Genomic DNA, 26,429 nt, shown 5'->3' on the forward strand with positions numbered 1-26,429 from the left:
ATTAGGATCTGCCGATTGCGGCGCGGGGTTGTTCAAGTTCTATAGCTTGAGCGACTTGCCCTTCGACAGCTTCGGATTATTGAAGGGGAACTTCGGAATCATCGAGAGGAGATTCGCATCGCCTCGTCGGTAGGGATTCCAAGGGAATCTCAGATCGCTGGCCTGCGTCAAAATCAGGCTCATCAGGAGCTTTGGACTGTGCCCGGCCGAGGTCGGGAACTAGATCCCGCGGACCCGCTCCATCGCGAGGCGGAAGCTGGTGCGGATCTCTTCAACCTCACGCTGGAGGCGCTGGCGTGCGGTGGGATCGGTGCAGGCGTCGCGCTTTGCTTCGAGATCGGCGATGCGCTTGAGCTGTTCGACTTCCGGCGGGACGAAGCCGTGGCCTTTAAGCATAGCATGGGCGGAGCGCCATGCTTCCGGGGTTTGAAAATAGGACTCGAGGTCGAGCTTGGTGCCCGGTGGTGGCGGCTGGAGTTCGCCGGAAGCGATGGCGTCCTCGATCATCGCCTCGCCGATGTGGGAGAAGAGGGACATGAGGGGAGCCTAGCCTGAGGAAGGAAACGAGGCGATTGGAGATTGAGCGATCGAGTGTGGATCGAGCAGGCAACGCTGCTGCCGTGGAGGTCCAAGGCATTCTCGGATTCACCAACAGCAGAGACCAGCGACATGGCTTCCTTCTGGGCCTATCCCTGCGATCTGCCTACTGCCTGTTCACTTCGGGAAAGGCGGTCTGCATCACTGCCTTGCGATGCTTTGCCGCGAGGGCGCGCATGGCGCCGGGGCCGAGGGCCAAGTTTTCCTTGGGAACGACGGCGGCATACTGGACGGATCTCACGGCGGTCCCACTGGGATCGTAGCGATAGAGATTGAACTCGGGCCCTCCGGCCTTCGTGACGGTGAAGTCGATTTCGTGGGTCGCGCCGTTGGTGGAAGTTTCCGTGCCCGAGCCGCTGTTTCTCATCGCAGCGGCCATACTGGCCGCCTGCTGCTGGGGAGTGCTTGGCCCATCGATCCGGCGCAGGGCAAGCATCTGTCTCCACTGCTTGGGGCTTTCGCCCGCTGGATAGTATTCAACGACCACGCCGTTCTTGTTCGCGGCGGAGTAGCCCACGGTATAGGTCTGGCCGAGGTAGCTGATGGCATCGGGAGCCGAGATCCCGGGTGCGATGCCGGTGTAGGATTCCTTGCCCCCCGCACCGCTGAGACCGCACTGCGAGAGCAGCCCGGCCACCGCAACCAATCCCAAGCCACGAAGAGTCACGTCCATCGGCGTCCAAGCTGACATGCCCTGATAAGTCCGCCAGAGCGAAGTTCCGTTTGCGATTCCTGCGGCTTTCCGTTTGCTTGCATGACCATGAAGACCTTTTCCCGCCGTCATGCCCTATGCCTCGGTGCCGCTGCCACTGCCGCGCCCTTCCTCAAGCTCCGCGCCCAGGAGGCCGGGCAGAAGAAACTCGGGGTCGCGCTGCTGGGCTTGGGCGACTACGCGACCAAACAACTCGGTCCTGCGCTCAAGAAAACCAGCAATGCCCGGCTGGCCGCGATCATCACCGGCTCGCCCGACAAGGTCCCGAAGTGGCAGCAGGAATATGAAATCCCTGACAGCGGGGTCTACGATTACAAGAACCTGGAGAAGATCGCGGATAACAAGGACGTGGACATCATCTACGTGGTCACGCCGACCGCGCTGCACCCGGAATACACGATCCGCGCGCTGGAGGCCGGCAAGCATGTGATCTGTGAGAAGCCGATGGCCCCGACGCCGGAGGATTGCGCCCGGATGATCAAGGCTGCGGCGGACCAGAAGAAGATGCTACAGATCGGCTACCGCCTGCACTGGGACCCCTTCCACCTGCGGCTGATGGAGGCGATCAAGACCAAGGAGTTCGGCGACTGGAAGGCGATCGATGTGGTGGATGCGGGGCGCATGAACGACTTCACCAGACACAATGCCTGGCGGGTGAACAAGGAGCTGGGGATCGCGGGAGCGCTCTACGACCTGGGCGTGTACTGTGTGCAGGCGATGCTGTATTCCGCCCAGGAGCACCCGCTGAAGGTGACCGCGAAGAGCTGGACCGAGCGAGAGAAGGAATTCAGCCAGGTGCCGGAACACTGGGAGTGGGAGCTGGAATTCTCCGGCGGCCGGAAGGCCAAGGCGCTGGCCAGTTACGGCCAGAACGGCAACCACGTGAAGGTGGAGACCGAGAAGGGCGAGATCCGGATCGATCCGGCCTACGGCTACAGCGGGCAGAAGGGCTTCACGCCGACTGGGGCGATGGACTTCAAGCCGGTCTTCCAGCAGCAGCTCCAGATCGAGGGACAGGTGGAGGCGATCCTGAGCGGCAAGCCGAGTAAGGTGCCCGGGGAGATGGGGCGGCGGGATATTCAGGTGATCCGCGGGATCATGGAGGCCGCGGAGAGCGGCAAGACGGTGGAGTTCGGGAAGTTTGACTACTGAGAGGGCGGCCCGGTGGAAAAAATAAAGCGCCGTCCCCTTGCGAGGACGGCGCTGAAAAAATCCAAGCTCTGCTCAGCTTAGTTCGAGGCGACGGCCTTCACGGCCTTGAGGGCATCCTTGACGGTGCGCTCGAACTTGTCGTCCGTGGGGTTGCCGTGCCAGAGGAGCTTGCCATCGGCACCATACACGCAGGCGTGCGGGATGGTTCCGGTGGAGGCACCGCTGTTGCCGCCAGCAAAGACCGGGTAGGCGACGCGGGCCGGCTTGAGCAACTTCATGATCTGCTCGTTGGTGCCGCCTTGGCATTCGATGCCGACGACCACGACGCCCTTCTTCTCGTTGCTCTTCGCGAACTTGGCCATTTCAGGCAGGAAGGCGATGCAAGGGCCACAGTTGACCCCCCAGTCTTCGACCACGACGACCTTGCCCTTCATGGACGCCTTGTCGAAGGCGACGCCGTTGACCACTTCACCTTTGAAGCTGATCGCATCGATCGTAACATCCGGCACGGCGGCTTCTTCCTTGCCCTTGTCCTTGTCTTTCTTGTCCGCAGACATGGCGGGAACGGCGAGCGCGAGAAGCGCTGCAAGAATGGAGGGAATCAGTTTCATAAGTGATCTGTTCTCAGGGATTGACCCGTGGCTATCGGATCGGATGAGTGGACTTCTTTAACTTTTTTGCCCCGGGAGGCCAGAAAATCTGTAAAATCATGCAATATATCCGAAGTCCGCGTTTTTCGGGGTCGATTGGTGGGTTTCCGGGGCTGTGGAACAGCGCAATGTTCTAGATTGCCAAGCCGTTCCACCTTCTCCAAGGTCCCCGCCCGTCCCGTAGAAAACCCGTCATGCGTCTTATTTTCACCCTCGCACTGACCTGCCTGTTCGCCTCCTGTGCCAAGGAGTATAAAGCCACAACCGCGGACATCATCGAGGAACCGGGGATCAAATCGACCGGCAAAAAACCCACGGCAGTGGCGGATGCGACGACCCCGGCACCGGTGGTGCGGGTGAATCAAAAGGGCGGAATGGTGCTGCCGCCGGTGGACAGAACGCTCCCGGACAAGAAGGAGTTCCAAGCGACCGCACCGGTCCAGACGACCGCTGACCGGGGAACGGGCGTAGTGGTGCCCGCGCCGAAGCCGGCTAACGAATAATCACCCGCAGACCCGCACTGGGGCTGGCGTAGGAGACGCAGGGCCGCGGCGCACAGCGGTAGCCGATGCCGGTAGAAAAGTAGGGGGCATAGGAATAGCCCCAGCCATACCCGTAGTCATCGTAGCCGTCGCCATAGGTGCGGCGGCTGCTGCGGTGGCGGAATTCCCCGCGCAGGGCCTTATCCCGGCGTGCCTCCCGGGCAAACCACTGGGGTTGCCAAGTATGGGGAGCTCTTTTCTCCGTCGCAGGACCGTCGACGACCGCGACCTTGCCCTCCGAGTTGTACCAGACGGTGCCCTCGATTTCCGTGGCCTGGAGCGCGCCGGCGAGCAGCAGGAAGATCACCGCTTTCATCACTCCCAAGATGCCGCCGGGATTGCCGCTTGGCAAGCTCCGCGCTGGGGCCTAACCCGGTGTTTCCTTTCCCGCATGCAGCCGCGCCCGCCCAAAAAATTCCACCCGCATCCCTTCGCCTACCACCAGGAGATCGAGCTGCGGATCGACGCCCTGAGCAATCTGGGGATCGGCCTCGGCCGGATCGATGGCTGGGTGGTCTTCGTGCCCTTTTGCCTGCCGGGGGAGCTGGTGAAGGCGCGGGTCTTCCGGAACGACAAGAATTGCTCGAACGCGGATTTGATCGAGGTGCTGGAGGAGTCTCCGGACCGGACCAAGCCGGGTTGCCCGCTCTTCGGCGCCTGCGGTGGCTGCCAGTACCAGCATTTCACCTACGAGTCCCAACTGGCGTGGAAGACGCGGCAGGTAGGGGAGCTGCTCCAGCACATGGCGGGGATCGAGTTCCCGGTGGAGCCCTGCATTCCCTCGCCGCAGGTGTGGAACTACCGCTCCAAGATCACGCCGCACTTCGACCGGCCGCGCGATGGCGTGATCGAGGGTATCGGCTTCCTGCCGATCGGCCGGCGCAGCGGGATCATCGATGTGCCGCAATGCCCGATCGCGATGGCGGAGATCAATGCGGCGCTGCCGCGCGAGCGGGAATCGATCCGCCAGCGGGTGAAGACTTACAAGAAGGGGGCGACGCTGCTGCTGCGCGCGACCGAGGGCCGGGTGGAGACGAATCCGAACGCAGTGGTGACCGAGCACGTCGGCGAGCTGTCCTTCGACTTCCTGGCGGGGGATTTCTTCCAGAACAATCCCTACATCCTGCCGGCCTTCACCGGTCATGCGGGGGCAGAGGCGCGGGCTGGTGGCGAGCGCTTCCTGGTGGATGCCTACTGCGGCTCCGGCCTCTTCGCGCTGACTCTGGCGAAGCACTTCGAGCAAGTGGCCGGCGTGGAGGTGAATGAATCCGCAGCGGATTGGGCGCGGCGGAATGCCGAGACGAATGGGATCACGAACGCGACCTTCATGGCCGCGTCCGCGGAGGCGATCTTCGCGGACATCCAGTTCCCCGCCGCAGAGACGGCAGTGCTGATCGACCCGCCGCGCAAGGGCTGCTCGCCGGAGTTCCTGGCGCAGCTCATCGCCTTCGCACCGGCGCGGGTGGTGTATGTGTCCTGTGACCCGGCGACCCAAGTGCGTGATCTGGCGATCCTGAAGGAAGGCGGCTTCAAGCTGGAGAAGGTCCAGCCCTTTGACCTCTTCCCTCACACACGGCACCTGGAGTGTGTGATGACGCTGGTGAGGTAGTCTTCAGGCTAAGTTTTCTCGAAACTTGTCCTGAGACCAATAAGGAAATAGGATTCCCATCGTGAAAGCGGTGGTTACGTCCGGATTCATCGAATCAATCCCTGAGAAGATCCGGGCGAAGCTGCACCTACAGGCGGGCATGGTGCTCGATTTCGATGAATCGACCCCCTTTCTCAAGGCGACTGCTTCACCAGAGTCGTCTGGCCAAGTGGACGAGTTCAAAGAATGGCTAGCGGCAAGTGTCGGCGTGGCCAAAGGGCGCTTCACCACCGATGAATTGATGCGCGAGAGCCGGGGGGAGGACTGATGCCGAACGGGATTCTCGTCGATTCGAACGTCCTGATGGATGTGCTCACCGCAGATCCCGTCTGGCTTACATGGTCTTCGGGGCAGTTGGATCTCGCGAGGAAGTCCGGACCAGTGATCGTGAATCCGATCATCTGTGCCGAACTGGCACCGCTATTCAATTTCGATTGGCCCTCCTTGGACCGATGGCTGTTGCCCTCGCTCTTCACCCGGCAGGGCCTTCCCTTTGAAGCTTCAGCAATCGCCGCAGCGGCATTTCGGAAATACCGCTCCCAAGGCGGCACAAAAAGTGCCCCTTTGCCGGATTTTTACATTGGGGCGCATGCGGAATCCGAGGGTTACACATTACTAACTCGCGACGTGCCACGCTATCGCACCTACTTCCCGAAGGTCCCGTTGATTGTTCCGCCCGGGTCTTGAACTTTATGAGAAGCGGAACCCGTGGCAGACCACCGCAGGTGCTGGTTGCGAGGTGGATCTTGTGCTGCTCAGCAATTGAAAATCCTCACGCGATGGAATCGGCGCGGGGGCGGGGAAGACTTGCGGCGCTTGAGAAGCGAAAGCAGGGCGGCGAGGCGGGAACTGATCATGTGGCGCGCCTCCTAGCTGAGGCTGTGCCACTGCGGATGTTAGACCCGATCCTCTCCTTTCAATGCCTTGTGAAGCCTGGTCGATTCCAGCGGTATCCGGACCGATGCACGCTGCCCCGCAACACATGCATCTTGCGCGGTGCGGCACGTAGTACGCCGTAGTCGCCTGAACGTATCTCCGCTTGACCACCGCCTTCAGCGGGGCTTTGGTCCCGCCGCCCGGACGAGACGCGCCGTACCCGGTTAAGGAAAAGACGACGCACCTGAACCCCAATTCACGGTGCCATCATGAATTCCTGGATCCTTGTCATTTTCGCCGGCCTGCTCGAAGTGTGCTGGGCCCTCGGATTGAAATCCACCCACGGCTTCACCCGTCTCTGGCCCTCCGTCTTCGTGGGGGCGGCCTTGGTCACCAGCTTGTGGCTGCTTGCCATGGCGGTGAAAAACCTGCCGATCGGCACGGCTTACGCGGTGTGGGTGGGCATCGGCGTCGCGGGTGCTGCGCTAGTCTCCGTGACAGCGATGGGCGAAACGCTCACGCCGGCGCGGGCTCTGTTTCTCGGCCTGCTGGTGGTGGCGATCATCGGCCTGAAGCTGAGCTCCCCTGCTCACTAGAGGAGCAGCCCCAGCATTAGCAGGGGATGAGAAAAAGTATTAAAATTCGACGGTTGCAGAGGACCGTGCCTGCCTGATTGCGTGGAGTCAGTCTTTCCTGATTCCACGAAGTCATGCGCCTGCTTGTGATCGAAGATCATGCCGCCCTCCGCGAGGGGCTGTGCCAATTCCTAGGCGAAGCCGGCTATCTGGTGGACAGCCAGAAGGACGGCGAGGAAGGGCTGTGGGCCGCAGAGAGCGGCGAGTATGATGTGGTGCTGCTCGACCTGATGCTGCCGGGCATGGACGGGATGTCCGTGCTGCGTCGGCTGCGGGCACAGGAGAATCCAGTGCACATCCTGGTGATCAGCGCGCGCGATGGCTTGGAGGACCGCCTGGAAGCGCTGGATGCCGGGGCGGACGACTATCTCGTGAAGCCTTTCCCGTTGGCGGAAGCCCTAGCGCGGGTGCGGGCCTTGCTGCGGCGCAGCTACGTGAAGAAGAGCCCGCACATCCGCATCGCGGACCTGATTGTGGATCCCATGCGCCGGACCGTGGCTCGCGGCGATCGTGCGATCGAACTTACCGCCCTGGAGTACCGGCTGCTGGAGTATCTCGCCTATCGCTCGGGCGAGGTGGTCCCGCGCACGGACATCTGGGAGCACGTCTTCGAGGATGGCACCGGCGGCACCAGCAATACGGTGGACGTCTACGTGAGCTACTTGCGCAAGAAGCTCAACGCGGGGGATCTGCCTGATTTGATCCAGACCCGCCGCGGCCATGGCTATGTGCTGAACGCGCCATCACCGGCATGAAGGGCCCTTCCATCCGCCGTTCGCTGTTGATCCGCTGCGGTTTGGGGGTGGGGGTCTTGCTATGCCTCTTGTCGGTGGCGATTTACCTGCTGGTGGAGAAGAGCCTCTACGGTGAGCTGGACGACTCGGTCCGGCAGACCGCGGCCATCCTCTCGAATCAGGTCGAGCTGGAGGACTATAAGATCACCTACGAATGGCAGGAAGGTCTGGGGACAAATAGCGCACTGGTGGAGGGAGCTCTGTTCCAGTTTTGGGATGAAACCCAGCACACCACCACTCGTTCGCCAGCCTTGGGTAGTCATGATCTGCCGCAGTTTCATGGCGCAAGGGGGGAGCCTTCGCTGCACAAGATCCGCCTGTCCGACGGCAGGCGAGCGCGGGCCGTGGGCTTGCAGATCCAGCCCTTCGTCTTGCCTGCCGAAATGGAAGCAATGAAGGAGCGCGGCCGGGTGGTCGATCCTGCCACACTTCTTCAGACCTTGGTAGTCGCACGCGATGAGGAGCCGGTGCACCACGCCTTGGAGCGCCTGCGCTTGATCTTGGCTTGCGGGAGCCTGCTGACGCTCGGCCTCGGCTTCCTCTTGGTCGATCGGGCAATCCGCGCGTCGCTACGGCCGATCCATGAACTGGCGATGGGTGTGAAGGACCGAGCCTCGCACCAGCTTGATGAGCCCTTGGATCTTCCTGAAGCTCTGCCCGCGGAACTCGGGAGCCTGGCCGAGCACTTCAATCTGCTTCTTGCGCGCGTGGCAGCGATCCGGCAGCGCGAGCGCGACTTCATCCGCCATGCGGCGCACGAGCTGCGCACGCCGATCGCTGGCCTGCGGGCGACGACGGATCTTGCGCTTTCGCAATCGCGGGAGGCCAGGGCCTACGCGGCGCATCTGGCTGCTTGCCAGAAGTCGGCCATCGAGCTCGGCGAGTTGGTCACGCGGCTTTCGGCGCTGGCCCGCATCGGGCAGAGTTCGGCTCCCCCGGCGATCGAAGCGGTGGATGCGGCCAAGCTCTGGCGGGAGTGCTGGCAGATCTTTGCCGGCAAGGCGCAGGTAAGGAAACTGACGCTTGCCGACGAGGCCGGGACAGGGCCGGTAATGATCATGGCGGATCGCGCCTTGCTGCGGATCATCTTCAACAACCTCTTCGACAACGCCATTGCCTATGCCATCCCGCCTTCCGCGATTTCGATCCGGATTCGGCGAGTGGCGACCGACGTGGAGATCGCGGTGGCGAATGCGGCGGACATGGATGAGATGGATACCTCGCGCTTGTTCGAGCCCTTGTTCCGGCGCGAGTCCTCGCGGCATGATGCCGGCGCACATCTCGGGATCGGACTCACCCTGAGCCTGGAAGCGGCACTGGCCATGGGCGGGACCTTGCGGGCCGAGCAGCGCGAAGGGCAGATCGAGTTCATCCTCACCATACCTAGCGCCGGGCATGGAGTAGGGGTGGCCTGAAGCTTGGTTCCAAATTCGCGTCGCGTTTCCCGTAGCGGGGGCGGGGCTGCTTGTTAGGTTTAGGGGTGAATGAGGCTGGCGCATGTCTCACAACCAGTGGTCCGCTGTGCTGACGATTTTTTCGGCAAGTTCGGTGGTGTGTGGAGCGGCAGTCCGATCGTGCACGCCGCCTTTTTTGTCGGCATGTTTTTTGCCTCGAGCTTCTTGGGCTCGCTGGGGTGGAAGTGGCTTCCGATGGTCCCGCTGATGGCTGGCGTGGCTTGGATAGTCTTAGGCCGCGTAAGAGCCTATTGCTATTTCAACGGCTTGGCTTGCCCACACTGTGGGAAGGCAGTGGGCTTCCATTCCAGAGGCAGCGGTGGGGTGATCCATCTGCACTGCGAGCAGTGTTGTCTTCCTTCCCGGACCGATTTGAGGATCCGTGCGGGCGGGGGCTGGCCGGTGAAGGTGCGGTGATGAAAAGACCGCGCAGCACGGGGCAGGCGCTGCTAGAGAAAAAGCACCCGGCTTTCCCATGGCGGCCTTCGCGGCCCCTGCTAGAACGCTGCCTATGACTACGCCGGAAACCACGCTGCCGCTGGTGCGTTGTGCGGATGATTTTGTCGCGAGGTTCGGCAGCATGTGGAGCCGCAGGTGGATCATGGGATCCTTGGCCGCCGTCGCATTCTTGATCGCTGCCTGGGCGCTCTTGAGCTTGCTGGGTTGGCAGCGCTTGCAGGTGCTTCCCGTGCTCGCCGTCATGGCATGGGTGGTCTCGCTGATCCTGAAGGTCCGCCGTTATCTCCAAGGCTTGGCTTGTCCTCACTGTGGCAAGCCGGTGGGAAGTTATTCCACCGGTAAGGGTGGCGTGATCCAGCTCCAGTGCCGGGAGTGTGGAGCTGAGGCTCTGACCGACCTGAAAGTGTATGTGAACGGCGGCTGGCCTGAGAAGGTGCCGTGAGCCGGTGTCGCGAGCCAAACTCAGCCTCGCGGGGCTAACAGGCAGGGAACACTCAGGGAAGAAGGAGTTGGCTGCTACCGCTTCCCCTTCCGCACCTTCTTCACGAATTTCTCCATCGTCTCCTGCTGCCGCTCGATCTCCGCGACCAGCTTGAGCTGGGTCCGACAGCGGTCGAGGTTGTGGCCGTCGCGGTGGGTCTTGAAGTAGACGTCGCCTTCGATGAAGTCGGTCAGGAAGCGGATCCCGGTTTCCATCGTGATCAGCTTGCCGCTGAAGGCGAGGTGTTCGGCCTCGGCATCGTTCAGGAAGTCGCCGGCGGCGTCGAGGTAGCCATCAACCAGGGCCTCGAACATGGGCATCTGCATGACTACCTTGGAGAGGTCCTGCTCGTCTTCCGCGGCGGGGCTGGTGGCGGTGCGGATGAGATCGCCGAAGTCATAGAGCGATGCGCCCGGCATCACCGTGTCGAGGTCGATCACGCAGACCGCCTCGTCGGAATCACCATCGATCATCACGTTGTTGATCTTGGTGTCGTTGTGGGTGATCCGGCGCGGGATGTGGTGATGGGCCAGCAGGTCGAGCACGACATCGACGTCCTTCTCACGGCGGCGGACGAACTCGAGTTCCTCGCCCACCGATCCGGCCCGGCCGTGCGGATCGGCATCGGCCATCCGCATCAGGCGCTCGAAGCGCTTCCGCGTGTGGTGAAAGTCCGGAATGGTTTCCTCGATCTCGCTGGCGGGCAAGTCGCTGACCAGATCCTGGAAGGAGCCGAAGGCTCGCGCCGCTTGGTAGGCTTGGCGGGTGTTTTCGATGATGTCGTAGGTCACACAGCCCTCGATCGAATTGTAGCAGCGCCAGACGCCGCCATTCGGCCCGATGACCCAAGAGCGGCCGCCGCGGCCCGGGTAGAGGTTCAGGGTCTGGCCACCGAGATCCTTCTTCACCCGCAGGACCTTCCAGTTGATGTGGCGGGTCACGCACTCGACATTGCGCATCACTGCCACCGGGTCCTTGAAAACCTTCTCGTTGATCCGCTGCAGGATGTAGCGCTGCCGCTGGCCGCTGGCGGACTCAAAGGTGACCCGGAAGGTCGAGTTGATGTGCCCGCTCTCGATCTCCTCGCCTTGGACGAAGTCACCCTCGATCGCGAATTGATTGGCGATATGGGCGATGGAGGCCTGCTGGCTGGCATCGACTTGGCGGACGGGCGAGGTAGCGGGGACCATGAAGGCTCAGGATTCGGGGCGGAAAGCGAGGGAGTTAACAGCGGCCGGCGGGGAAGACAAACTTGAAATCCGTCCGCGCTCGGAACTCACTCCCCGCGTTGCAAGCTGCCATCCCGTTTACCTACCCCGGCATCGCGGAGGACGTCGCCCGGCTCCGGGAATTGCTGGGCCTGGGGCTGCGTGCTGCCGCTTGGAGCCCGCCACCGGCCCCGGCGATCCTGAATCTGGCCTGCGGCCGGGCGGACGAGACCGGGGTTCTGCTCGCCGCCGCCGCCCCGCTGGCGCGGGAATTGTTCTATCTCGGGATCGACCTCCGCCCGCCGGAGATCGCCGAGGCGAAGGCCCGCTGGCTGCCGACCGCCCCGCCCGGCTGGCAGCTCGAATTCCGTGCCGGGGATGCCTCGCGCACGGACCGGATGCAGCAGCTCCCGCCCTTCAACCTCGTCTTCATCCGCCACCAAAACTACTGGCACGACCCGGACACTTGGCTGGTGCTGTTTCGGAATGCCCTTGGCTCCCTGAAGGAGGGCGGGCTGCTGGTGATCACCTCCTACTTCGACCGCGAGCACGAGCTGGCGATGGCCTGCTTGGGCCAGTGCGGCGCCCGCAAGCTGGCCGACCTGCACCACCCCCACGCCCGGCCCTTGCCGGACGCGCCAAAGAAGGCGGTGGACCGGCGCCTGGCGGTGTTCGGGCCGACGTAGCACGTTGTCGGCAAATCCCTCGCCTCGTGGGCGCCGATTGGTTAGAAGCGCCTTTATGCGTTCCATCCCCCTTTTGCTCCTCGCGCTGTCCTTCCCGGCGCTCCTCGCCCAGGACGTGCCGCCGCCCTTCGAAGACAAGCCTCCGGAAGTGGTGGAAGGCGGCGGCGAGGACCCCTTCGATCCCGACCAGGAGTCGCATCAGATGGTCCACGTGCAGGTCGAGTGGATCGAAATGCCCCACGAACTCCTTACCGAGCTTCTGCTGGCTCATCCGCTCAAGACCGCGGCGGCCACGGAGATGCGCCTGGAGCTGCAAAAGCTGGTGAGAGCCGGCACGGCCAAGGTCCTCGAGACCCAGATGATCGCCGCGCGCAGCGGCGAGAAGGCCACGGTGGAATCGATCTCCGAGTTCATCTTCCCGACCGAATTCCTCGAGACCAGCACCACCAAAAACGAGAAGCAGGGCGGCAAGCTGGTCGAAGTATCGAGCGAATACAAAGCGCGGATTACCCCCACGTCCTTCGAGACCCGCAACCTCGGTTCCACCCTTGAGGTCGAGCCGACCTTGGGCGACTCCAACCGGATCATCGACCTGCGTTTCGCTCCCGATCTCACGTGGCTGACGGGCAGGACGGTATGGCAGGAGACCAAGGACGAACGCGGCAACCTCATCAAGGTCGAGATGCCCGAGATCTACACCATCCGCAGCTCCAGCGCGTTGACCTTGCGCGATGGGGTGCACGCCTTGGCGGGGATCTTCTCGCCGAAGGACGACAAGGGGCGGACCGACACTAGCCGCAAGGTGCTCTTGTTCGTGAAAGCCGATAGCCTCTCCGTACGATGAAAGCCATCCTCCTCATCCTTGCCTTGGTGTCGGTCCTTCCCGCGCTTGCGGAGACTGATGCCGTGGCTCATCCCGACCAGAAGTTCGCCGCGGGAAAGACCGTGGTGTGGAGTCCCTTGTTCCAGGCCTCGTGGGACGCGCTGAATGAATTGCACGGCGGCAAGCCGGTGAAAATCGAGCCGCCGAACCAACTGATCGCGAAGCTCGATGCGTTCTCATGGGATGCGACCAAGACGATGCCGGACAGCGGATGGAAAGTCTGGTCGGGGCTTGCCACGCAAGAGTTCGTGGCCCAGGCCAATCGCGAAGCCGCGGTAATGACGGGCGAGAAGGCCGACGCTTTCACTCTCCAAGACATGCCGCCGGGCTGGGTCTTGGTTTTGGGCCTGCTCAAGCGCGAGGTCAGCTTTGAGAAGGCGCTGTTCCGTTCGCAGGGAAGCGGCATGGAGTTCAAGGCGGGCGATGCTGCCACGCCGGTGCATTTCTTCGGCGTGAAGGGCGAAGCGAGCGAGGACTTCAGCATGATCCGGGTTCTGGCCTACCGGCCCGGTGAAAAGTGCCATGCCCTGCAACTGCCCTGCAGCGGAGGGAAGGATAGCGTGGTCCTCTATCGCCCGCCCGCGGTGCAGGATTTTGCCACGGCTTGCACTTGGCTTCGGACTTGGATGAAGCAGTGGGAGCCGGGCCCGGGCTCATCGCTCAGCTACAAGGATCCCCATCTCCATCTGAATGACGAGATCAAGGTGCCCTACCTCGATCTGGTGGCGGAAAGGGACTTTAGAAAGGAACTTTCTTCCGCGCGCTACTATCGCGAAAATCCGGTTCCATGGAGGATCGCGATGGCTCGGCAGAAGGCCGAGTTTGAATTGCACGAGAAGGGTGCCCGCGTGCGGGTGAAGGTCGAGATCGTCGCCGGGCCCCTTGGTGGTGGCAGTGAAGAGCCCAAGAGCTTTCCGCGGATCTTCGCCTACGATGCCCCCTTCTTTGTATTCCTGTGGAAGGAGGGCGCGGAGTGGCCGTACTTCGGTGCTTGGATCGGGGATGCCTCGGCGATGAAGAAGTGGGAGTGAGGGGGCTGCGGTGAAACCGGGAGGCGGTGGACCGGCGCCTGGCGGTGTTTTCCGCGGGAGCGCCGGCGGAATGATCTGACATCTTTGCCTGCGGCTGGCGTTAGGAGGGGGCATGCCTCGCCGTTGGTTTCGCACGAAGGCCCTTTGGTTGGGGCTGCCCGGATTGATTTTCTTGGTCTGGGCCTGGGCGGATTCGTCTCGCTACGAGACGAGGTTTTCATACGGCCGGAGCTACTGGTTCGCCTACGGCGCTCACTTGGACGGGTATCTTCTCGTGGCGTTCAGCCGGGAGTCGGCGAGCTCTGCGCCCCATCACTATGGCTCAAGAGAACCGCTCGTTCCAAAGCGGGAGGAGGCTTTCCCCGGCATCGGGATATGGCCCCAGCATCGTCATCATGTGATCGGGCCGGATTCTTCCGGCAGCTTCGTCATCACGACGACCTCGGAGCAGGATCAACTGATCCTGCCACACTGGCTGCTGCTGGGGCTCTACTTGATCCCGTGGGGCGGGCTTGTGTGTTGGCGGTGCCGGAAGGCAGGAGCTGCCAAGAGCGTGAGCCCTTGAGCGCCAAGCGTGTGGCGGTGTTTTCCGGGTTGTTGACATCGGGGAGTCTGGGCATTGTTGAATAAACGATCTATCTCGTCCGTTCAAAGGCTCTCACCCGAGCAATACTATCCCATGCGTCTCCCCCTGCTCTTTTGTGCCTTGATGCTTCCTGTCCTCTCCGCTCAGGAAGTCCCACCAGCATCCGACGACAAGCCGCCGCAACCAGCGGAAGCGGCCAAAGATCCCGCCGGTCCCGCTGCGGAAGGTCCCAAGGTCGTCCAGGTGCAGGTCGAAATGATCGAAGTCTCCCACGAGGCTCTCACCGGTCTGCTGTTCATGCGCCCGAAAGGCAGCGCCGATGCCACGCCCCTGCGCCAGGAAATCCAGGAGATGGTCAAGACCGGCAAAGCCAAGATCCTCGAAACGCAAATCGTGACCGGGCGCAGCGGGGAAAAATGCTCGGTGGAGTCCATCCAGGAATTGATCTACCCCAAGGAGTACGAGCCCGCGGAGATTCCCAACAATCTGACGCTCCCCGAGAAGGTGGGGGAGGTGAATCCCGAAATCGCCAAGGCACTCGCCGGCTTGGTGACGCCCCACAATCCCAGTGCTTTTGAGTCCAGAAACGTGGGGTCGACTTTGGAGATCGAGCCCACCACCGACGCCACCGGCAAGCTGATCGATCTGCGCTTCGCTCCCAATCTCGTCTGGCACACCGGCAACACCATCTGGCAAGAGCGCAAGGATGTATTGGGGAACGAGCTCAAGATCGAGGAGCCGGAGTTCTACTCGCTCCGCGCCACCACTGCCCTGACGATGAAAGACGGTGCCTACTCGCTTGCCGCGGTACTCTCGCCCAAGGATCAGGAGGGCCACGCCGATATGGAGCGCAAGGTCATGATGTTCGTGAAATGCGATGTCCTCTCGGTGCGATGAAACGATCTCCGCTTACGCTGATGAAAGTCCCCGCTTTCTTGTTTTGGATTCTGGTAGTCTCCCCGATCACCGCGCATGAGACCCCGGTGGGGGATGCGAAACAGGTGGAGGGCGATGCTCACGATCACGATGGCCCGGAGGTCGATGCCGCGGTCAACATGCTGGTGCAAGTGCAGGTCGAATTCATCGAGCTGCCACACGAGAACTTGAGCGAGTTGCTGATCAGCCATTCCCCGGCCAAGAGCCGCGAATTGCGCGAGCAGGTGCAGAAGCTCGTGAAGGCCGGCACGGCGAAGATCCTCGAAACCCAAGTCGTCACCGGCCGCAGCGGGGAGAAGCTGAGCTCCGGGTCTGCACAGGAATTCATTTTCCCCACCGAGTATCAGCCGGGAGAGATGTCGGGGCAGCCACAAGGAGGTGGCCTCGGTGGTCAGGCTCCGCCGCCCGAGCCGAGCGCTACGCCCTTCACCCCGACTTCGTTTGAGACCCGCAACATCGGCAGCTCCTTGGAGATCGAGCCGACGCTTTCGGTGGACGGCAATGTCATCGATATGAGGATCGATCCCGAACTCACCTGGCATACCGGCAATTCCGTCTTCCTCGATGTGAAGGATCAGTTGGGCAACATCGCGAAGATCCAGATGCCGGAGATCTACACGATGAAGTTCCACAGCGCCGTGACCCTGCGTGCGGGTTCGATCCTCTTCACCGCTGCGCTGTCGCCGAAGGACAAGGCCGGGCTTCCCGATCTGTCCCGCAAGGTCATGGTCTTCGTGAAAGCGGACGTCGTCCCTTGAGATGATGGAGAAATGGTGGCGCGCGCTTCGCAGACCCGCTAGAAGCGAGTCCATGATGCGGCCCCTTCTGATCCTTGTCGGCCTGGCAACGCCGCTTGCGGCGGAGATCGCCGTCGTGGCCCATCCAGAAGAGAAATTCGATTCCACTCAAACCGTTGTCTGGACGCCCCTCTTCCAAGCCACCTGGGATCGGCTCAACAGCTTCTACGGTGGGAAGCCGGTGAAGGTAGAGCCGCCGAATGAGTTGATCGAGAAGCTCAATCGCTTCGAGTGGGACGCGACGAAGGTGATGCCAGCGAAGGGGTGGAAGACTTGGGCCGGCACCGCGACCCCGCAGTTCCTGGCGCAGGTAAATCGCGAGGCCCGCAAACTCACCGGGGAGAAAGAGGATGCCTTTCACCTGCAGCAGGAGAATCCCCGAGCGGGCGCATTCTTCGGCTTGCTGGAGCGGGAGCTGAGTTTTAGCCGGCCTTTCCCCCGGGCCCTAAAGGAGCCCATGGAATTTGCAGCAAAGGCCGGGAAGCAGAAGGTCCACTTCTTTGGCGTGCGGGGGAAGGGGGGCGGGGGCTTCCCTGTGAGAGTTCTAGCTTATCTTCCCGCAGAGAAGTCGCATGCAGTCGAGATTCTGTGCAGCGACAAGGACGAGACGGTTCTGCTCTACCGCCCCGCCGGCGCGGTGGGTTTTAGCGAGGCATGCCACTCCTTGCGCACCTGGCGGCAAGAGTGGGAAAAGAAGAAGATCACCTTCAAGGAGGACGACGCTTGGCTCCACTCCGGCGATGATCTGCGGATTCCCTACGTGAAGTTCGATTCTACCGTTGAGTTCAAAGACCGGCTGGATTCCACCCGCACCCACCCCAACCGCGTGCCCGCACGCATCAGCCGCGCGGAGCAGGTGGTGAAGTTCTCGCTGTACGAGCGCGGCGCGAAGGTGCAGGCGAAGACCAGCGCGGAAGACCCCTTCGGGGGCGAACCGGAGACAGTTCCGCGTCAGCTCCTCTACGATGCTCCCTTCTTCGTCTTCCTCTGGCGGAAGGACGCGGAGTGGCCGTACTTTGGAGCTTGGGTAGGCGACTCCTCGGCGATGGAGAAGTGGGAGTAGGGAGCTACCTTTCCGGCGGCTCGGCGTTCAGCAGGGAGTAGAACTTCTTGCTGCCCTCCTTCCGGGAGGCCAGGTAGTTGAGCTTCTCGCCCTGCTTGAGGAGTTTCTCCAAGGCGGCCTTGTCCATGCCGCTCTGCTTGGTCAATTGCGCGCTGTTGTATTCGATGTCCACCTCAATGAAGATGCTCTGGAGCGTCTCCAGGATTTCATCATCGGTTTCCGCTTCATTCACTAGGATCTCCGGATCGCAGACGAAGTAGCCTTCGAAGGCGAGGAGCGGATCGCTTGAGGAGCGATCCTTGGCATCTTCCAAGCAGATGGACTTGATCCGGGCAATGTAGTCCGTCCACGCTTCGCCGCTGCGGAGCCCGATCTCGTCGATCTCGGCGCTTGTCACCGCGAGCTTCTCGAAGATCTCGGCTTGCTCGCGATTCATATCGGCCGCCTTCTTCGGCGTCAGGGCGGCGTTACCGAAGACGGTTTTCAGCTCGCTCTTGGTGAGCGGCTCGAAGCCCTTGAAGGCGGAATCGGTCGCGAGCGCGGAAACTTTCCGCAGCTTGCTCGGCCGCTGGATGCGGTTCAGCTTCAGGGCCAGGATCGTTCGGATGAAGGATGCGATATCGAGGAACTCAGCCGACTCCTGGACCTCACCCAACTGCAGCGGAATGCCCGTGAGCTTGATCAGCCGCTTCAGCAGCGAGAGCATCTGCGCCTTGTGGCTCGCCGATGCCAATGCCTTCTCGTAGTTGTCCCGGATCTTGGCGTAGAGCCTGCCCTCGATGAGGGAACTTTTCTCGGAACTCCAGTAAGCCCGCAATTCGGGGCTACTGGAATCGATCCCCAGAATCATGTCGATCCGGGTCGGGCTCTTGCTCTCCTTCAGCTTGGTGAATGGCACCTTGAAGAAGTCCCGGATTCTCACTTCTCCCGCCTTGCGGCTTCTCAATTCCGCGCTCGGGGATTCGATCCCCAGGCTGACCAGGATCCGCACTGCTTCCAGCGATTTGGCGAGCGAGTCGCGGGAAGAGGAACCCTTCAGGGAGTGCTTGGTGCTCCAGAAGAGGGCGCAGTCCACCAAGTCGCTCTCGATCGGCGCGGTCGGCAGGGATTGATCCATGGCTTCAGCAATCCATCGGTCGATGGGAAGCCAGTCGGAAGAGATGGCGAGATGTTCCATATCGGCCGGATCACATGTCCATGAACTCTTCCATGTTGGTGGTCGCTTCCGCGCCGAACTTCTTGGTCGCTTGCTTGTGGAGCTTTGAGAGCGTCACCTTCACGAACTTCGCGCGACGTTCCTCGGAAGCGCTGTCGAAGGACGTTTCCTCTTCGTCGGAATCATCGTCCGAGCCGCCATCAACGATGCTCTTCCCCATCGCTCCGTTGACGGTGCGGAGAAGCTGTCCCGTCAGGTTCAGGTTCTTCGCGATCTCCGCCACGGTGCCGACTTCGCCATCGGAGATGATTCTGCTCAGTTCGGCGCCATGGTAGCTGATTTCGCACATGATGCAGGCGGCTACCACCTCGATGTGGTCATCGATGAGATTCGTGAACGCGGCCTGTTTCTCCACGGGTCGGGTGAGGATCACCGAGGTAAGGAAATCGCTGAGATCCTGTGCCGGGCCTCTGGGGTTTTCCAAGATGCGGCTCAAGCTCCGCCGCGCCAGGATCGCAAGCATGCAGTCCTCGGCGATTGCCGGATCGATCAAGGCGGCTGCCTGATTCGGCTTGGTGTAGTCGAAGGCCTCGCTGAAGAGACGGGCGACATCCACGGTTTCCATGTCGGCGATCACCGCGGACAAGGCATGGTCGCCCTGGTTGTTGGCGATCAGCTCCATCACCTCATTCGCGCGGCTCGGATCCTTGATCCGGTCCAGGATGAGGAGTTTGTAGTCAGCTTGTTCGTCCTGCATGGTTACTTCTTGAGATTGGTGAGGAAAGTTTTCGTCCGCGGATTGTTGGCAAGAGAATGAGCGATGAAGATCGCCATTGCCGCATGGGAAGGGTGCTTTTCCTTGATTTCCTTCCATACTGGAATCTTGGACGCGGAGATCGACGCGACCTTCTTTTCGGTCATCGCCGTCAGGTGTTCTTCAAGGTTCTCTTGGGGCCATTCGATCGATCCCCGCAGCTTCCTGACGAAGGACGAGTCGTTGAATTGCACATGGCCGGCGAAGATGACGAAGATGTATTCCGGTGTCGCCAGGAAGTCCGCGACGGGAGTCTTGGCCAGTTCGTTCTGCAGCTTGAGGAATTGATCCCATTTGGTATCCGCCTCCATCGATGCAAAGGAGTCGACGAGTTCCGTCGCGCTCAGATTGATTTCCTCGTAATTCATGATGGTCGTCGTGCCGGGATCGATTGCAGGTAGTCTCTGGTCAGGTCGATCGCTTCCTTCCGCGCGTCATTGACCCCGCTGCGGCGCCGCTCAAGGTCATAGACCGCGCGTTTTACCGGGTCGCCGATCAGGGCATAGGCCTCCTGGATGTTTTTGAACTCCTCGGCATCTCCTCCTACGTCCGGGTGGTGAACGCGGGCAAGGCTTCGGTAAGACTCCTTGATCTCGCGGTCGGCCGCGGTTGCCGCCAACTTGAGAATTTTGTAAGGATCAATGTTGGGCATGGGGTCGGGGAGAGGCTCGGCTCGATTGCCGGCCGGTCAAGAGCTAGCCCGTGATGGGTGCGCGGCGCAAGGCAAGCGAGAAAGAAGTGCCGCGAAACCACCCGTCTGAGCGGGGAGGATCCTGGCTTACTGCTGCACCAGCGCGAACTTCAGCTCGGCCTCGGAAGCCACCTCGCCGTTCACGAGGCAGCGGCACTTGGTCTGGCCGATGCTGCCGCGGATCTTGATGACCTCGGCCTCGATGTAGAGCGTGTCGCCCGGCAGGACGGGGCGGCGCCACTTCACGCTGTCCGCGCTCATGAAGTAGCCGATCTTGCCGGCGTTCTCCGGCTTGCGGAGCATGAGCACGCTGGAGACCTGCGCCATCGCTTCGAGCTGCAGCACGCCCGGCATGATCGGGTGGCCGGGGAAGTGGCCGATGAAGAAGGGCTCGTTGATCGTGACGTTCTTCACGCCGGTGCACTTCGAATCGCCGACCATGTCGATGATGCGGTCCACCATCAGGAAGGGGTAGCGGTGCGGCAGGATCTTGAGGACGTCGTTGATGTCCAGGACGGTCTCGCCGGTGGGAAGCTGGAAGGGTGCGGCCAGCGAGCGAACGCGGTTGTATTCGCGCTTGAGGGTGGCGGCCAATTTCGAGTTCGGGCCGTGGCCCGGCTTCACCGCGATGACGTGGCCGAGGATCCGCTTGCCGCTCAGGATCAGGTCGCCGATCACGTCGAGCGCCTTGTGGCGGGCGAATTCATTGGTGAAGCGCAGCGGCTCCTTGGTCATCACTTGCTCGCCGCGAATCACGATCGCGCTCTCGAGCGAGCCGCCCTTGATCAGGCCCTTGTCGAGCAAGGGCTTCACGTCCTCGTAGTAGACGAAGGTGCGGGCCGGGGCGATTTCCTTCTCGTAGGTCTCCGGGGTGATCTCCGCGGAGAAGTACTGGGTGAAGCGGCCATCGGGACCGACATTGGTGACGGAAACGCGAAAAGTCTTGCTGGGAACGATGGTGATCAGGGTGCCATCACCGCTCTCTTGGTGGATCGGCTCGCGGATTTCCCAGGTTTTGCGCGGGGCATCCTGCGCGGCGATGCCGGCCTTCTTGATCAGCTCCACGAAGGGCCGAGCGGATCCGTCACCGATCGGCGGCTCGTTGGCGTCCATCTCGATGATCGCGTTGTCGACGCCCATGCCGGTGAGGGCGGAGAGCACGTGCTCGACGGTGTGCACCTTCACGGAACCCTCGGCGAGGGTGGTGGCGCGCTCGACGGTCTTCACCTTGTCGGCATCCGCATCAATGAAGGGCTGATCCGGCAGGTCGACGCGGCGGAACTTGAAGCCGTGATCCGCCGGGGCGGGCTTGAGGGTCAGGGTGACCTTGCTTCCCGTGTGCAGGGAGGTGCCTTCAAGGGTGGCGGCGGTGGCAAGGGTGTGCTGCGCGTCGGCGGACATGGGCGGGAAGTAGCGGGTAGCAGGTAGCGGCTTGGCAAGGGCAAATCGTCGCTAAAGGGCTCTCTCCCAGCGTCTTTTCCCCGCCGGGCGGCCGCTTGCGCCCTGTCCGGGGAAGCAGGGACGCACTCCCACTCAAGATCTCCGGCCGGGCGAGCACCCAGAGTGCTGTTTTCCCGCAGGAGGGAGGTCCGAGGCTCCCGTTTGTCTGTCTGACAAATGCGCCTCAAACGCAATAACTACACCGTTTTGTCCCCGCTTTGGGGACTGGGAGCGATCACGGCAATCGGCCAATAGTGCCCTTGGGATGTGTCATTTTTCCGCATCTCTCGTCGAACCCATGAAACTCCTTCTGAATCAAACTCCTCCTGCCCGCCGTGGTGCCCTCCTCCTCGCTGCCTCGCTTACTTTCCTGATTCCCGGCCTCCCGGCGTCGGCAGCCATGCTGGTCTGGGATCCGCTCCTGAGCGCCTTGGGCAGCGACGGCGCGGGCCCTTGGGACAATACGACCGCAAATTGGGCCGCCGACGGCTTCGATGTCCTGTTCCCCACCTCCGCTCAGACCACGCTCAGCGTGGCGCTGGCGACGGGAGTGACCACGATCACCGTCGTGGACACGACAGGCCTCGCCGTCGGCCAAGTGCTTTCCTCCGACCGCTTCGTGGGCGGCACCACGATCACCGATATCACCGGCAACGTCGTCACCTTGAGCACGGCTTCCACCAACACGCTCGCGATCGGGAGCGTGGTTCACTTCTCCTTCAATAACGACGCCCTGATCGGCAGCTTCTTGAATCCGGCGGGGACCATCACGGTCTCGGGCAATCAGTCGGTGGACAGCCTCGAACTGAATGAGGCCGACTCCGGCACCTACACCCTCACCGGCGGTGGCCTCACGGTCTCCGCCCGGAATGGCAGCACCGGCGCCCTGAGGGTCCGGGCGGATACCGCCATCAGCAGCGCGCTTTCGTGGAAGAACCTCCAGTTCCAAGCCGAGGGCAAGACCCTCACACTCAGCGGTGGCAGCATCCCCGGCGCGGTGAATGGCACCTTCAATGGCTCCGTGTCGGGATCCTCGGCCTTCGTGGCCCAAGTCAGCACCCTGGCGGTGACCGGTGGCACCTTCACCACGGCCGGTTCGGGGAATACGTTCAACATCGGTGACCAAACCACGGACACCGGCGGCTTCAAATTCTCCGGCGGCACCATCACCAGCGGTGGCAGCTTCCAGGTGGCCAACGAGCGTACGGCTTACGCGGAAATCAGCGGGACCGCCGTTCTCAACGCCTTCGGCCAAATCAGCATCGGTCGCAACAGCAACGCGAACATCGGCAAGTTCGTACTCAATGGCGGCACCATCAATGCGACAAGGGCGGGTGGAGGCAACGACACGGAAGTGCAAATCGGCCGCGGCAATGGCGTTGGCATTATGAATGTCGAAAGCGGCACCTTCAACGTGTCGAACGCTGGCATCGCCGGCGGCGTTCTGGTGATCAACTCCGATGGAAGCACCGCAGGGGCGAGCGGCACCCTCAATCTCAGCGGCGGAACGACCACGATCGAGGAAATCCGTTTCAACGGCGGCAACAACCACGACGTGAATGCCACCAATGGCAGTGGTGCCCTGAACATGACCGGCGGCACGCTTTACATCGGCGGCACCGTGAAGCTCACCCACGCCGTTCCCACCAATGGCGCGGGCGGCATCGTCAATCGCAACTCCGCTCGACCTGCCGATATCAACCTGTCAGGTGGCACCGTGGGCGCCAATGCCAGCTGGAGCTCCAGCCTGAACATGACGCTCGGGACGACGAATGGAAATGTCACCTTCAAGGCTGCCAACGCCGCGGACCTCCCCTTCGACATTTCCCTCAGCGGCATCCTTTCCGGCGCGGGCGGAATCATCAAAACCGGCGCGGGCATCCTGACCCTCTCCGGCGCGGACTCTTATGCCGGCAATACCGTGGTGAACGCGGGCACCCTCGTCCTTGGGTCTATCAATTCTAACAACGAGGCCTCCACTGTGACGATCGCCGAAACCGGGGCCACGCTTCAGCTCGCTTTCGCCGGCACCGACACGGTGGCCAGCCTTGTAATCGGCGCCAATCCACCGCTGGCGAATGGTGTTTACGGGGCAATCGGGTCGCCGGCGCCGGTCATCGGGATTCCCCAGATCACCGGTGCCGGCACGCTCACGGTGGGCAGCGTGCCCACGGGAAGCTACTCCACTTGGGCAACGGCCAACGGGATCAGCGGTGAATCCGCTTCCGGCGACTTCGACCACGACGGGCTGACCAATTTTGTCGAATACGCGCTGGGACTGAACCCGACCGTTTCCAGCCAGTCGCCCGGGACTTTTGCTGGGGGCGTCATCACCTTCACCAAGGGTGCGGATGCGATCGCCAACAACGATGTGGTTTTCGAGATCGAGGAATCCAGGGACCTCGGAATCGCCGATCCGTGGTCCACGATGGTGACCGAAGGCCCCAGCGACAACACGCCCGATATCTCCTACAACCTGCCCACTGGCCAAGCGCGGGAGTTTGCCCGCCTCAAGATCACCCAGCTGCCTTGATCCACACGCGCTTTTCCGGTCGCCCCCAAGGGCGGCCGGAAAGCCGTTCTGGTTTGCGCGCGGTCCTCCCGCGAGTGAAGCTTGAGCCGTGCGGGCGGAGTGCGACTTCAAGGTGATCGATGAGTCGGAGGACTGGATTGTCGTGGAGAAGCCCGCACCGCTCGCGGTGCATCCGGCGAATGGCAAGGTCGAGGCGACCTTGCTGGGCGGCTTGGAGGAGCTACTGATTTACGAGCGGGCGAATGGCGCGCGGCTCTCGATCATCACCCGGCTGGACCGCGAGACCAGCGGGCTGGTACTGGTGGCGAAGAATGCGGCAGCAGCCCGGCACTTTTCCCTGCAATTCCAGGAGCGGCAGGTGAAGAAGGAGTATCTGGCCCTGGTCCATGGCTGGCCGGCGTGGGAGGAGCTGATGATCGAGGCCTCGATCATTCGCGGTGGCGGGGCGATCTGGCTGCGGCAAGCGGTGGATCCCGCAGGGCGGGATTGCGTGACGGGCTTCCGGGTAGAGGGCCGGTTCGAAAATGAGCGCGGCCGCTTTGCCTCGGTCCGCTGTTTTCCGGAAACCGGGCGGATGCACCAGATCCGCGTGCATCTGGAGCACGCCGGGTATCCGCTCGTGGGGGATAAGATCTACGGGACCGACGGGACGCCGTACCTGGAGCAATTCGAGGGCAGGCTCTCGGCTGAATCGGCGGCGCGCTTGATGCTGCCGCGCCATGCGCTGCATGCCTGCCGGCTGGCGCTTGCGTGGGGAGGGGAGATGCGGGAATGGTCCTCACCGCTGCCGGCGGATCTTGCGGAGTTCTTGAGCCCCGAAGCTCCTGCCGCCTCTGAATCTCAAATCTGAATTTTCAAATTTGAGATCTTGGACCCGCTTTCAGATCTGAAATTTGAGATACCCTGCGCCCATGCCCTCCCTCCACGAAATCGTTACCTTCCTCGATGCCGAACTCCGCACGGCGGAGATCCCGGACTACTCCGGGGCGGTCAATGGCCTGCAATTGGAGAATGGCGGCGCGGTCACGCGCATCGCCGCAGCGGTGGATGCCTCGCTGCCGGTGGTGGAAAAGGCGGTCGCCGCAGGAGCCGATCTGCTGCTGGTCCACCACGGGATGTTCTGGCAGGGGGCGCAGCCGCTGACGCGGGCCTTCTATCGCAAGATCAAGGCTGCGATGGACGCGGGGCTGGCCATTTATTCGTCGCACCTGCCCTTGGACGTCCATCCGCAGATGGGGAACAACGCCCTGCTCTTGAAGGCACTGGGCCTGACCAAGAGCGGGACATTTTTCGATTGGAAGGGTCTGCAGCTCGGCCTGCTAGCTGAGGTGGAGATTTCGCGCGAGACCTTGGTGGAGAAGCTGGCGTCAGCCGTAGGCGGCCCCGTGCATCTCTGCCCGGGAGGTCCGGAGAGGCTGCGCAAGATAGGTCTCGTGACCGGCGGGGCTGGGGCGGAGGTCGCAAGCTGCACGGCGGCAGGAGTTGATACATTCATCACCGGGGAGGGACCGCACTGGAGCTATCCCTTGGCGGAGGAGCTCGGCATCAACCTGTTATACGCGGGGCACTACGCCACGGAGACTTTCGGGGTGAAGGCCCTGGCGGCCCGTCTGGCGGGCGACCACGGGATCCCATGGTCCTTCATCGATCACCCCACCGGGCTCTGAGCCATGGAGGAAATCGGTCCCGAGTTCTTCAAACGTCATCCGGTGGTCTGCGCCCGCGACCTGATAGGCGCGGTCTTCCGCTGGCATGGCTGCTCCGGGCGGATCGTCGAGACGGAGGCCTATACCGCCGAGGGCGACGAGGCTGCCCATACTTTCTTCCGGCCTAGCAGCCGGCGCTTCGTGGCGGAGCATCCGGTCGGTACTGCCTATGTTTACCTGAACTACGGCGTCCACTGGCTCTTCAACGTGTTGGTGAAGGGGCCGGACATGGCGGGCTTTGTCCTGTTCCGTGCCCTCGAGCCATTGGACGGCCTTGAACAAATGCTGGAACGCCGCGGCGGGGGCGCCCCGCGCAATCTGTGCAGCGGCCCGGGCAAACTAACCCAAGCGCTCGGCATCGATGGTTCGGTGCACGGTACGAGTTTCCTCGGCCGCGTGGAAACCGGGATTTCGCGCGGTGAGACCGGGGCTGTCGTGGAGGGCGTGCGGATCGGGATCTCCCGGGCCACGGAGCTGCCTTGGCGATTCCACGAAGCGGGGAATCCGCATGTCAGTCGCTGAGCGGGAGGGATGGGAGGGCTGCGCTGGAGCGGGTGAAGGGAATCGAACCCTCGTATGCAGCTTGGGAAGCTGCCGTTCTACCATTGAACTACACCCGCCTGTCCGGCGTGCCCCTGCGGCCTATCTGCCCGGGATTGCGCTGGCAACCCAAATCCATCTGAAATCAAGCCCTGCGCGATCACGTAGGTCCTTCGGAAGGCCGGGAAATCACGCAAAAAAGAGCTTGCGGGCATTTCGGCTGGGCTGTTAGCTTCGCCACAAGTTCGCGGGTATAGCTTAGTGGTAAAGCTCTAGCCTTCCAAGCTAGCTATGTGGGTTCGATTCCCACTACCCGCTCCATTCGCCTGGACCCCAATATTCCCGATCTGATTCACAAC

Annotated in this window: 30 protein-coding genes, 2 tRNA genes and 1 riboswitch; of the genes, 20 read left to right on the forward strand and 12 right to left on the reverse strand. The window is 62.2% G+C overall.

Features of this window, described 5'->3' with window-relative positions:
• Window positions 1–39 precede the first annotated feature (39 nt).
• The 3 genes from BV071_RS35615 to BV071_RS20950 all read right to left on the reverse strand — a co-directional run bounded on the left by BV071_RS35615 (window position 40) and on the right by BV071_RS20950 (window position 1,288).
• On the reverse strand, window positions 40–183 hold the full coding sequence (locus tag BV071_RS35615; protein WP_265594707.1) for a hypothetical protein: 144 nt from the start codon (window positions 181–183) through the stop codon (window positions 40–42).
• Window positions 184–219: 36 nt separating this feature from the next.
• Complete coding sequence (locus tag BV071_RS33400; protein WP_052573690.1) at window positions 220–537, reverse strand: DnaJ family domain-containing protein; 318 nt, start codon at window positions 535–537, stop codon at window positions 220–222.
• 166 nt (window positions 538–703) lie between these two features.
• A complete protein-coding gene (locus BV071_RS20950) occupies window positions 704–1,288 on the reverse strand; it encodes a hypothetical protein (protein ID WP_265594708.1) in 585 nt (194 codons plus the stop codon).
• Window positions 1,289–1,357: 69 nt separating this feature from the next.
• Between BV071_RS20950 and BV071_RS20955 the strand changes: the two genes are divergently transcribed.
• Window positions 1,358–2,461, forward strand: coding sequence for a Gfo/Idh/MocA family oxidoreductase (locus BV071_RS20955; RefSeq protein ID WP_265594709.1), 1,104 nt, complete (start codon window positions 1,358–1,360; stop codon window positions 2,459–2,461).
• A 77-nt stretch (window positions 2,462–2,538) separates the two neighbouring features.
• Here BV071_RS20955 and BV071_RS33405 read toward each other — a convergent pair whose 3' ends face one another.
• On the reverse strand, window positions 2,539–3,072 hold the full coding sequence (locus BV071_RS33405) for a TlpA disulfide reductase family protein (protein ID WP_052573691.1): 534 nt from the start codon (window positions 3,070–3,072) through the stop codon (window positions 2,539–2,541).
• A gap of 233 nt (window positions 3,073–3,305) precedes the next feature.
• Here BV071_RS33405 and BV071_RS20965 point away from each other — a divergent pair, with 233 nt between their 5' ends.
• Window positions 3,306–3,614 carry a hypothetical protein gene (locus BV071_RS20965; RefSeq protein WP_035611487.1) on the forward strand — a complete coding sequence of 103 codons (309 nt, stop codon included), beginning with the start codon at window positions 3,306–3,308 and terminating at the stop codon, window positions 3,612–3,614.
• On the opposite strand, the gene BV071_RS20970 is transcribed toward BV071_RS20965, so the two are convergent.
• Window positions 3,604–3,969, reverse strand: coding sequence for a hypothetical protein (locus tag BV071_RS20970; protein WP_265594710.1), 366 nt, complete (start codon window positions 3,967–3,969; stop codon window positions 3,604–3,606). The genes BV071_RS20965 and BV071_RS20970 overlap by 11 nt on opposite strands.
• 75 nt (window positions 3,970–4,044) lie before the next feature.
• On the opposite strand from BV071_RS20970, the gene BV071_RS20975 reads away from it, so the two are divergent.
• The 7 genes from BV071_RS20975 (at window position 4,045) to BV071_RS21010 (ending at window position 9,961) form a co-directional block, all read left to right on the forward strand.
• Window positions 4,045–5,262, forward strand: a complete 1,218-nt coding sequence (locus BV071_RS20975) for a class I SAM-dependent RNA methyltransferase (protein WP_035611490.1) — start codon at window positions 4,045–4,047, stop codon at window positions 5,260–5,262.
• A gap of 61 nt (window positions 5,263–5,323) precedes the next feature.
• Window positions 5,324–5,569: a hypothetical protein gene (locus BV071_RS20980; protein WP_035611492.1), complete on the forward strand. Its 246-nt coding sequence runs from the start codon at window positions 5,324–5,326 to the stop codon at window positions 5,567–5,569.
• Complete coding sequence (locus tag BV071_RS36150; protein WP_035611494.1) at window positions 5,569–5,988, forward strand: type II toxin-antitoxin system VapC family toxin; 420 nt, start codon at window positions 5,569–5,571, stop codon at window positions 5,986–5,988. The genes BV071_RS20980 and BV071_RS36150 overlap by 1 nt, the downstream gene beginning before the upstream one ends.
• A gap of 367 nt (window positions 5,989–6,355) precedes the next feature.
• Window positions 6,356–6,422: riboswitch (guanidine-III (ykkC-III) riboswitch) on the forward strand.
• Window positions 6,423–6,446: 24 nt separating this feature from the next.
• Window positions 6,447–6,773 carry an SMR family transporter gene (locus BV071_RS20990; protein WP_035611495.1) on the forward strand — a complete coding sequence of 109 codons (327 nt, stop codon included), beginning with the start codon at window positions 6,447–6,449 and terminating at the stop codon, window positions 6,771–6,773.
• Between the two features lie 113 nt (window positions 6,774–6,886).
• Window positions 6,887–7,567 (forward strand): response regulator transcription factor, encoded by a 681-nt coding sequence (locus BV071_RS20995; protein ID WP_035611497.1) that lies wholly within the window; start codon window positions 6,887–6,889, stop codon window positions 7,565–7,567.
• Window positions 7,564–9,021: an ATP-binding protein gene (locus tag BV071_RS21000; protein ID WP_035611499.1), complete on the forward strand. Its 1,458-nt coding sequence runs from the start codon at window positions 7,564–7,566 to the stop codon at window positions 9,019–9,021. Before BV071_RS20995 ends, BV071_RS21000 begins: the two co-directional genes overlap by 4 nt.
• Before the next feature lie 550 nt (window positions 9,022–9,571).
• Window positions 9,572–9,961, forward strand: coding sequence for a hypothetical protein (locus tag BV071_RS21010; protein ID WP_035611506.1), 390 nt, complete (start codon window positions 9,572–9,574; stop codon window positions 9,959–9,961).
• Window positions 9,962–10,035: 74 nt separating this feature from the next.
• Here the strand turns inward: BV071_RS21010 and BV071_RS21015 are convergent, their stop codons facing one another.
• Window positions 10,036–11,190, reverse strand: a complete 1,155-nt coding sequence (locus BV071_RS21015; protein ID WP_052573692.1) for an aminoglycoside phosphotransferase family protein — start codon at window positions 11,188–11,190, stop codon at window positions 10,036–10,038.
• A gap of 98 nt (window positions 11,191–11,288) precedes the next feature.
• On the opposite strand from BV071_RS21015, the gene BV071_RS21020 reads away from it, so the two are divergent.
• From BV071_RS21020 to BV071_RS21050, 6 genes are all read left to right on the forward strand, one after another.
• The gene (locus tag BV071_RS21020; RefSeq protein WP_035611507.1) at window positions 11,289–11,894 is read left to right on the forward strand and encodes a class I SAM-dependent methyltransferase; all 606 of its coding nucleotides are present in this window, start codon (window positions 11,289–11,291) and stop codon (window positions 11,892–11,894) included.
• 55 nt (window positions 11,895–11,949) lie between these two features.
• The gene (locus BV071_RS21025; RefSeq protein WP_035611509.1) at window positions 11,950–12,738 is read left to right on the forward strand and encodes a hypothetical protein; all 789 of its coding nucleotides are present in this window, start codon (window positions 11,950–11,952) and stop codon (window positions 12,736–12,738) included.
• Window positions 12,735–13,808, forward strand: a complete 1,074-nt coding sequence (locus BV071_RS21030) for a hypothetical protein (protein WP_035611511.1) — start codon at window positions 12,735–12,737, stop codon at window positions 13,806–13,808. The genes BV071_RS21025 and BV071_RS21030 overlap by 4 nt, the downstream gene beginning before the upstream one ends.
• A gap of 679 nt (window positions 13,809–14,487) precedes the next feature.
• The gene (locus tag BV071_RS21040; RefSeq protein WP_035611513.1) at window positions 14,488–15,291 is read left to right on the forward strand and encodes a hypothetical protein; all 804 of its coding nucleotides are present in this window, start codon (window positions 14,488–14,490) and stop codon (window positions 15,289–15,291) included.
• 20 nt (window positions 15,292–15,311) lie between these two features.
• Window positions 15,312–16,088, forward strand: coding sequence for a hypothetical protein (locus BV071_RS21045; RefSeq protein ID WP_035611514.1), 777 nt, complete (start codon window positions 15,312–15,314; stop codon window positions 16,086–16,088).
• Window positions 16,089–16,140: 52 nt separating this feature from the next.
• Entirely contained in the window at window positions 16,141–17,190 is a 1,050-nt protein-coding gene (locus BV071_RS21050; protein ID WP_035611516.1) for a hypothetical protein, read from the forward strand.
• 4 nt (window positions 17,191–17,194) lie between these two features.
• Here BV071_RS21050 and BV071_RS21055 read toward each other — a convergent pair whose 3' ends face one another.
• The 5 genes from BV071_RS21055 to BV071_RS21075 form a co-directional block, all read right to left on the reverse strand.
• On the reverse strand, window positions 17,195–18,307 hold the full coding sequence (locus tag BV071_RS21055; RefSeq protein ID WP_265594711.1) for a hypothetical protein: 1,113 nt from the start codon (window positions 18,305–18,307) through the stop codon (window positions 17,195–17,197).
• A gap of 70 nt (window positions 18,308–18,377) precedes the next feature.
• The gene (locus BV071_RS21060) at window positions 18,378–19,103 is read right to left on the reverse strand and encodes a hypothetical protein (protein WP_035611520.1); all 726 of its coding nucleotides are present in this window, start codon (window positions 19,101–19,103) and stop codon (window positions 18,378–18,380) included.
• Window positions 19,104–19,105: 2 nt separating this feature from the next.
• On the reverse strand, window positions 19,106–19,528 hold the full coding sequence (locus BV071_RS21065) for a hypothetical protein (protein ID WP_035611522.1): 423 nt from the start codon (window positions 19,526–19,528) through the stop codon (window positions 19,106–19,108).
• Window positions 19,525–19,812: a DnaJ domain-containing protein gene (locus tag BV071_RS21070; protein WP_035611524.1), complete on the reverse strand. Its 288-nt coding sequence runs from the start codon at window positions 19,810–19,812 to the stop codon at window positions 19,525–19,527. The genes BV071_RS21065 and BV071_RS21070 overlap by 4 nt, the downstream gene beginning before the upstream one ends.
• A gap of 126 nt (window positions 19,813–19,938) precedes the next feature.
• On the reverse strand, window positions 19,939–21,252 hold the full coding sequence (locus BV071_RS21075; protein ID WP_035611526.1) for a bifunctional UDP-3-O-[3-hydroxymyristoyl] N-acetylglucosamine deacetylase/3-hydroxyacyl-ACP dehydratase: 1,314 nt from the start codon (window positions 21,250–21,252) through the stop codon (window positions 19,939–19,941).
• Window positions 21,253–21,589: 337 nt separating this feature from the next.
• On the opposite strand from BV071_RS21075, the gene BV071_RS21080 reads away from it, so the two are divergent.
• The 4 genes from BV071_RS21080 (at window position 21,590) to BV071_RS21095 (ending at window position 26,052) form a co-directional block, all read left to right on the forward strand.
• Entirely contained in the window at window positions 21,590–23,824 is a 2,235-nt protein-coding gene (locus BV071_RS21080) for an autotransporter-associated beta strand repeat-containing protein (protein WP_035611528.1), read from the forward strand.
• An 88-nt stretch (window positions 23,825–23,912) separates the two neighbouring features.
• Complete coding sequence (locus BV071_RS21085; RefSeq protein ID WP_052573693.1) at window positions 23,913–24,674, forward strand: RNA pseudouridine synthase; 762 nt, start codon at window positions 23,913–23,915, stop codon at window positions 24,672–24,674.
• Window positions 24,675–24,735: 61 nt separating this feature from the next.
• Window positions 24,736–25,491, forward strand: a complete 756-nt coding sequence (locus BV071_RS21090; protein ID WP_035611530.1) for a Nif3-like dinuclear metal center hexameric protein — start codon at window positions 24,736–24,738, stop codon at window positions 25,489–25,491.
• Window positions 25,492–25,494: 3 nt separating this feature from the next.
• Complete coding sequence (locus tag BV071_RS21095) at window positions 25,495–26,052, forward strand: DNA-3-methyladenine glycosylase (protein WP_035611532.1); 558 nt, start codon at window positions 25,495–25,497, stop codon at window positions 26,050–26,052.
• A gap of 24 nt (window positions 26,053–26,076) precedes the next feature.
• On the opposite strand, the gene BV071_RS21100 is transcribed toward BV071_RS21095, so the two are convergent.
• Window positions 26,077–26,150: transfer RNA gene (locus BV071_RS21100), tRNA-Gly, on the reverse strand.
• 167 nt (window positions 26,151–26,317) lie between these two features.
• Here BV071_RS21100 and BV071_RS21105 point away from each other — a divergent pair.
• Window positions 26,318–26,391 (forward strand) — tRNA-Gly (locus BV071_RS21105).
• The last annotated feature ends 38 nt before the right edge of the window (window positions 26,392–26,429 follow it).

The sequence above is a fragment of the Haloferula sp. BvORR071 genome (genome assembly GCF_000739615.1).
Taxonomy (GTDB): Bacteria; Verrucomicrobiota; Verrucomicrobiia; order Verrucomicrobiales; family Akkermansiaceae; genus Haloferula.

What these genes read in the sequence shown, in the direction of transcription:
- BV071_RS21090 (WP_035611530.1), top strand. Translation starts at nt 24,736, where the DNA reads ATGCCCTCCCTCCACGAAATCGTTACCTTCCTCGATGCCGAACTCCGC.
- BV071_RS21055 (WP_265594711.1), bottom strand. Translation starts at nt 18,307, where the DNA reads ATGGATCAATCCCTGCCGACCGCGCCGATCGAGAGCGACTTGGTGGAC.
- BV071_RS20965 (WP_035611487.1), top strand. Translation starts at nt 3,306, where the DNA reads ATGCGTCTTATTTTCACCCTCGCACTGACCTGCCTGTTCGCCTCCTGT.
- BV071_RS21065 (WP_035611522.1), bottom strand. Translation starts at nt 19,528, where the DNA reads ATGAATTACGAGGAAATCAATCTGAGCGCGACGGAACTCGTCGACTCC.
- BV071_RS21060 (WP_035611520.1), bottom strand. Translation starts at nt 19,103, where the DNA reads ATGCAGGACGAACAAGCTGACTACAAACTCCTCATCCTGGACCGGATC.
- BV071_RS21025 (WP_035611509.1), top strand. Translation starts at nt 11,950, where the DNA reads ATGCGTTCCATCCCCCTTTTGCTCCTCGCGCTGTCCTTCCCGGCGCTC.
- BV071_RS21000 (WP_035611499.1), top strand. Translation starts at nt 7,564, where the DNA reads ATGAAGGGCCCTTCCATCCGCCGTTCGCTGTTGATCCGCTGCGGTTTG.
- BV071_RS21070 (WP_035611524.1), bottom strand. Translation starts at nt 19,812, where the DNA reads ATGCCCAACATTGATCCTTACAAAATTCTCAAGTTGGCGGCAACCGCG.
- BV071_RS20955 (WP_265594709.1), top strand. Translation starts at nt 1,358, where the DNA reads ATGAAGACCTTTTCCCGCCGTCATGCCCTATGCCTCGGTGCCGCTGCC.
- BV071_RS20950 (WP_265594708.1), bottom strand. Translation starts at nt 1,288, where the DNA reads ATGTCAGCTTGGACGCCGATGGACGTGACTCTTCGTGGCTTGGGATTG.
- BV071_RS35615 (WP_265594707.1), bottom strand. Translation starts at nt 183, where the DNA reads ATGAGCCTGATTTTGACGCAGGCCAGCGATCTGAGATTCCCTTGGAAT.
- BV071_RS36150 (WP_035611494.1), top strand. Translation starts at nt 5,569, where the DNA reads ATGCCGAACGGGATTCTCGTCGATTCGAACGTCCTGATGGATGTGCTC.
- BV071_RS21010 (WP_035611506.1), top strand. Translation starts at nt 9,572, where the DNA reads ATGACTACGCCGGAAACCACGCTGCCGCTGGTGCGTTGTGCGGATGAT.
- BV071_RS20970 (WP_265594710.1), bottom strand. Translation starts at nt 3,969, where the DNA reads ATGAAAGCGGTGATCTTCCTGCTGCTCGCCGGCGCGCTCCAGGCCACG.
- BV071_RS21040 (WP_035611513.1), top strand. Translation starts at nt 14,488, where the DNA reads ATGCGTCTCCCCCTGCTCTTTTGTGCCTTGATGCTTCCTGTCCTCTCC.
- BV071_RS20995 (WP_035611497.1), top strand. Translation starts at nt 6,887, where the DNA reads ATGCGCCTGCTTGTGATCGAAGATCATGCCGCCCTCCGCGAGGGGCTG.
- BV071_RS21050 (WP_035611516.1), top strand. Translation starts at nt 16,141, where the DNA reads ATGATGCGGCCCCTTCTGATCCTTGTCGGCCTGGCAACGCCGCTTGCG.
- BV071_RS33405 (WP_052573691.1), bottom strand. Translation starts at nt 3,072, where the DNA reads ATGAAACTGATTCCCTCCATTCTTGCAGCGCTTCTCGCGCTCGCCGTT.
- BV071_RS21030 (WP_035611511.1), top strand. Translation starts at nt 12,735, where the DNA reads ATGAAAGCCATCCTCCTCATCCTTGCCTTGGTGTCGGTCCTTCCCGCG.
- BV071_RS20975 (WP_035611490.1), top strand. Translation starts at nt 4,045, where the DNA reads ATGCAGCCGCGCCCGCCCAAAAAATTCCACCCGCATCCCTTCGCCTAC.
- BV071_RS21080 (WP_035611528.1), top strand. Translation starts at nt 21,590, where the DNA reads ATGAAACTCCTTCTGAATCAAACTCCTCCTGCCCGCCGTGGTGCCCTC.
- BV071_RS21095 (WP_035611532.1), top strand. Translation starts at nt 25,495, where the DNA reads ATGGAGGAAATCGGTCCCGAGTTCTTCAAACGTCATCCGGTGGTCTGC.
- BV071_RS21045 (WP_035611514.1), top strand. Translation starts at nt 15,312, where the DNA reads ATGAAAGTCCCCGCTTTCTTGTTTTGGATTCTGGTAGTCTCCCCGATC.
- BV071_RS21075 (WP_035611526.1), bottom strand. Translation starts at nt 21,252, where the DNA reads ATGTCCGCCGACGCGCAGCACACCCTTGCCACCGCCGCCACCCTTGAA.
- BV071_RS20990 (WP_035611495.1), top strand. Translation starts at nt 6,447, where the DNA reads ATGAATTCCTGGATCCTTGTCATTTTCGCCGGCCTGCTCGAAGTGTGC.
- BV071_RS33400 (WP_052573690.1), bottom strand. Translation starts at nt 537, where the DNA reads ATGTCCCTCTTCTCCCACATCGGCGAGGCGATGATCGAGGACGCCATC.
- BV071_RS21015 (WP_052573692.1), bottom strand. Translation starts at nt 11,190, where the DNA reads ATGGTCCCCGCTACCTCGCCCGTCCGCCAAGTCGATGCCAGCCAGCAG.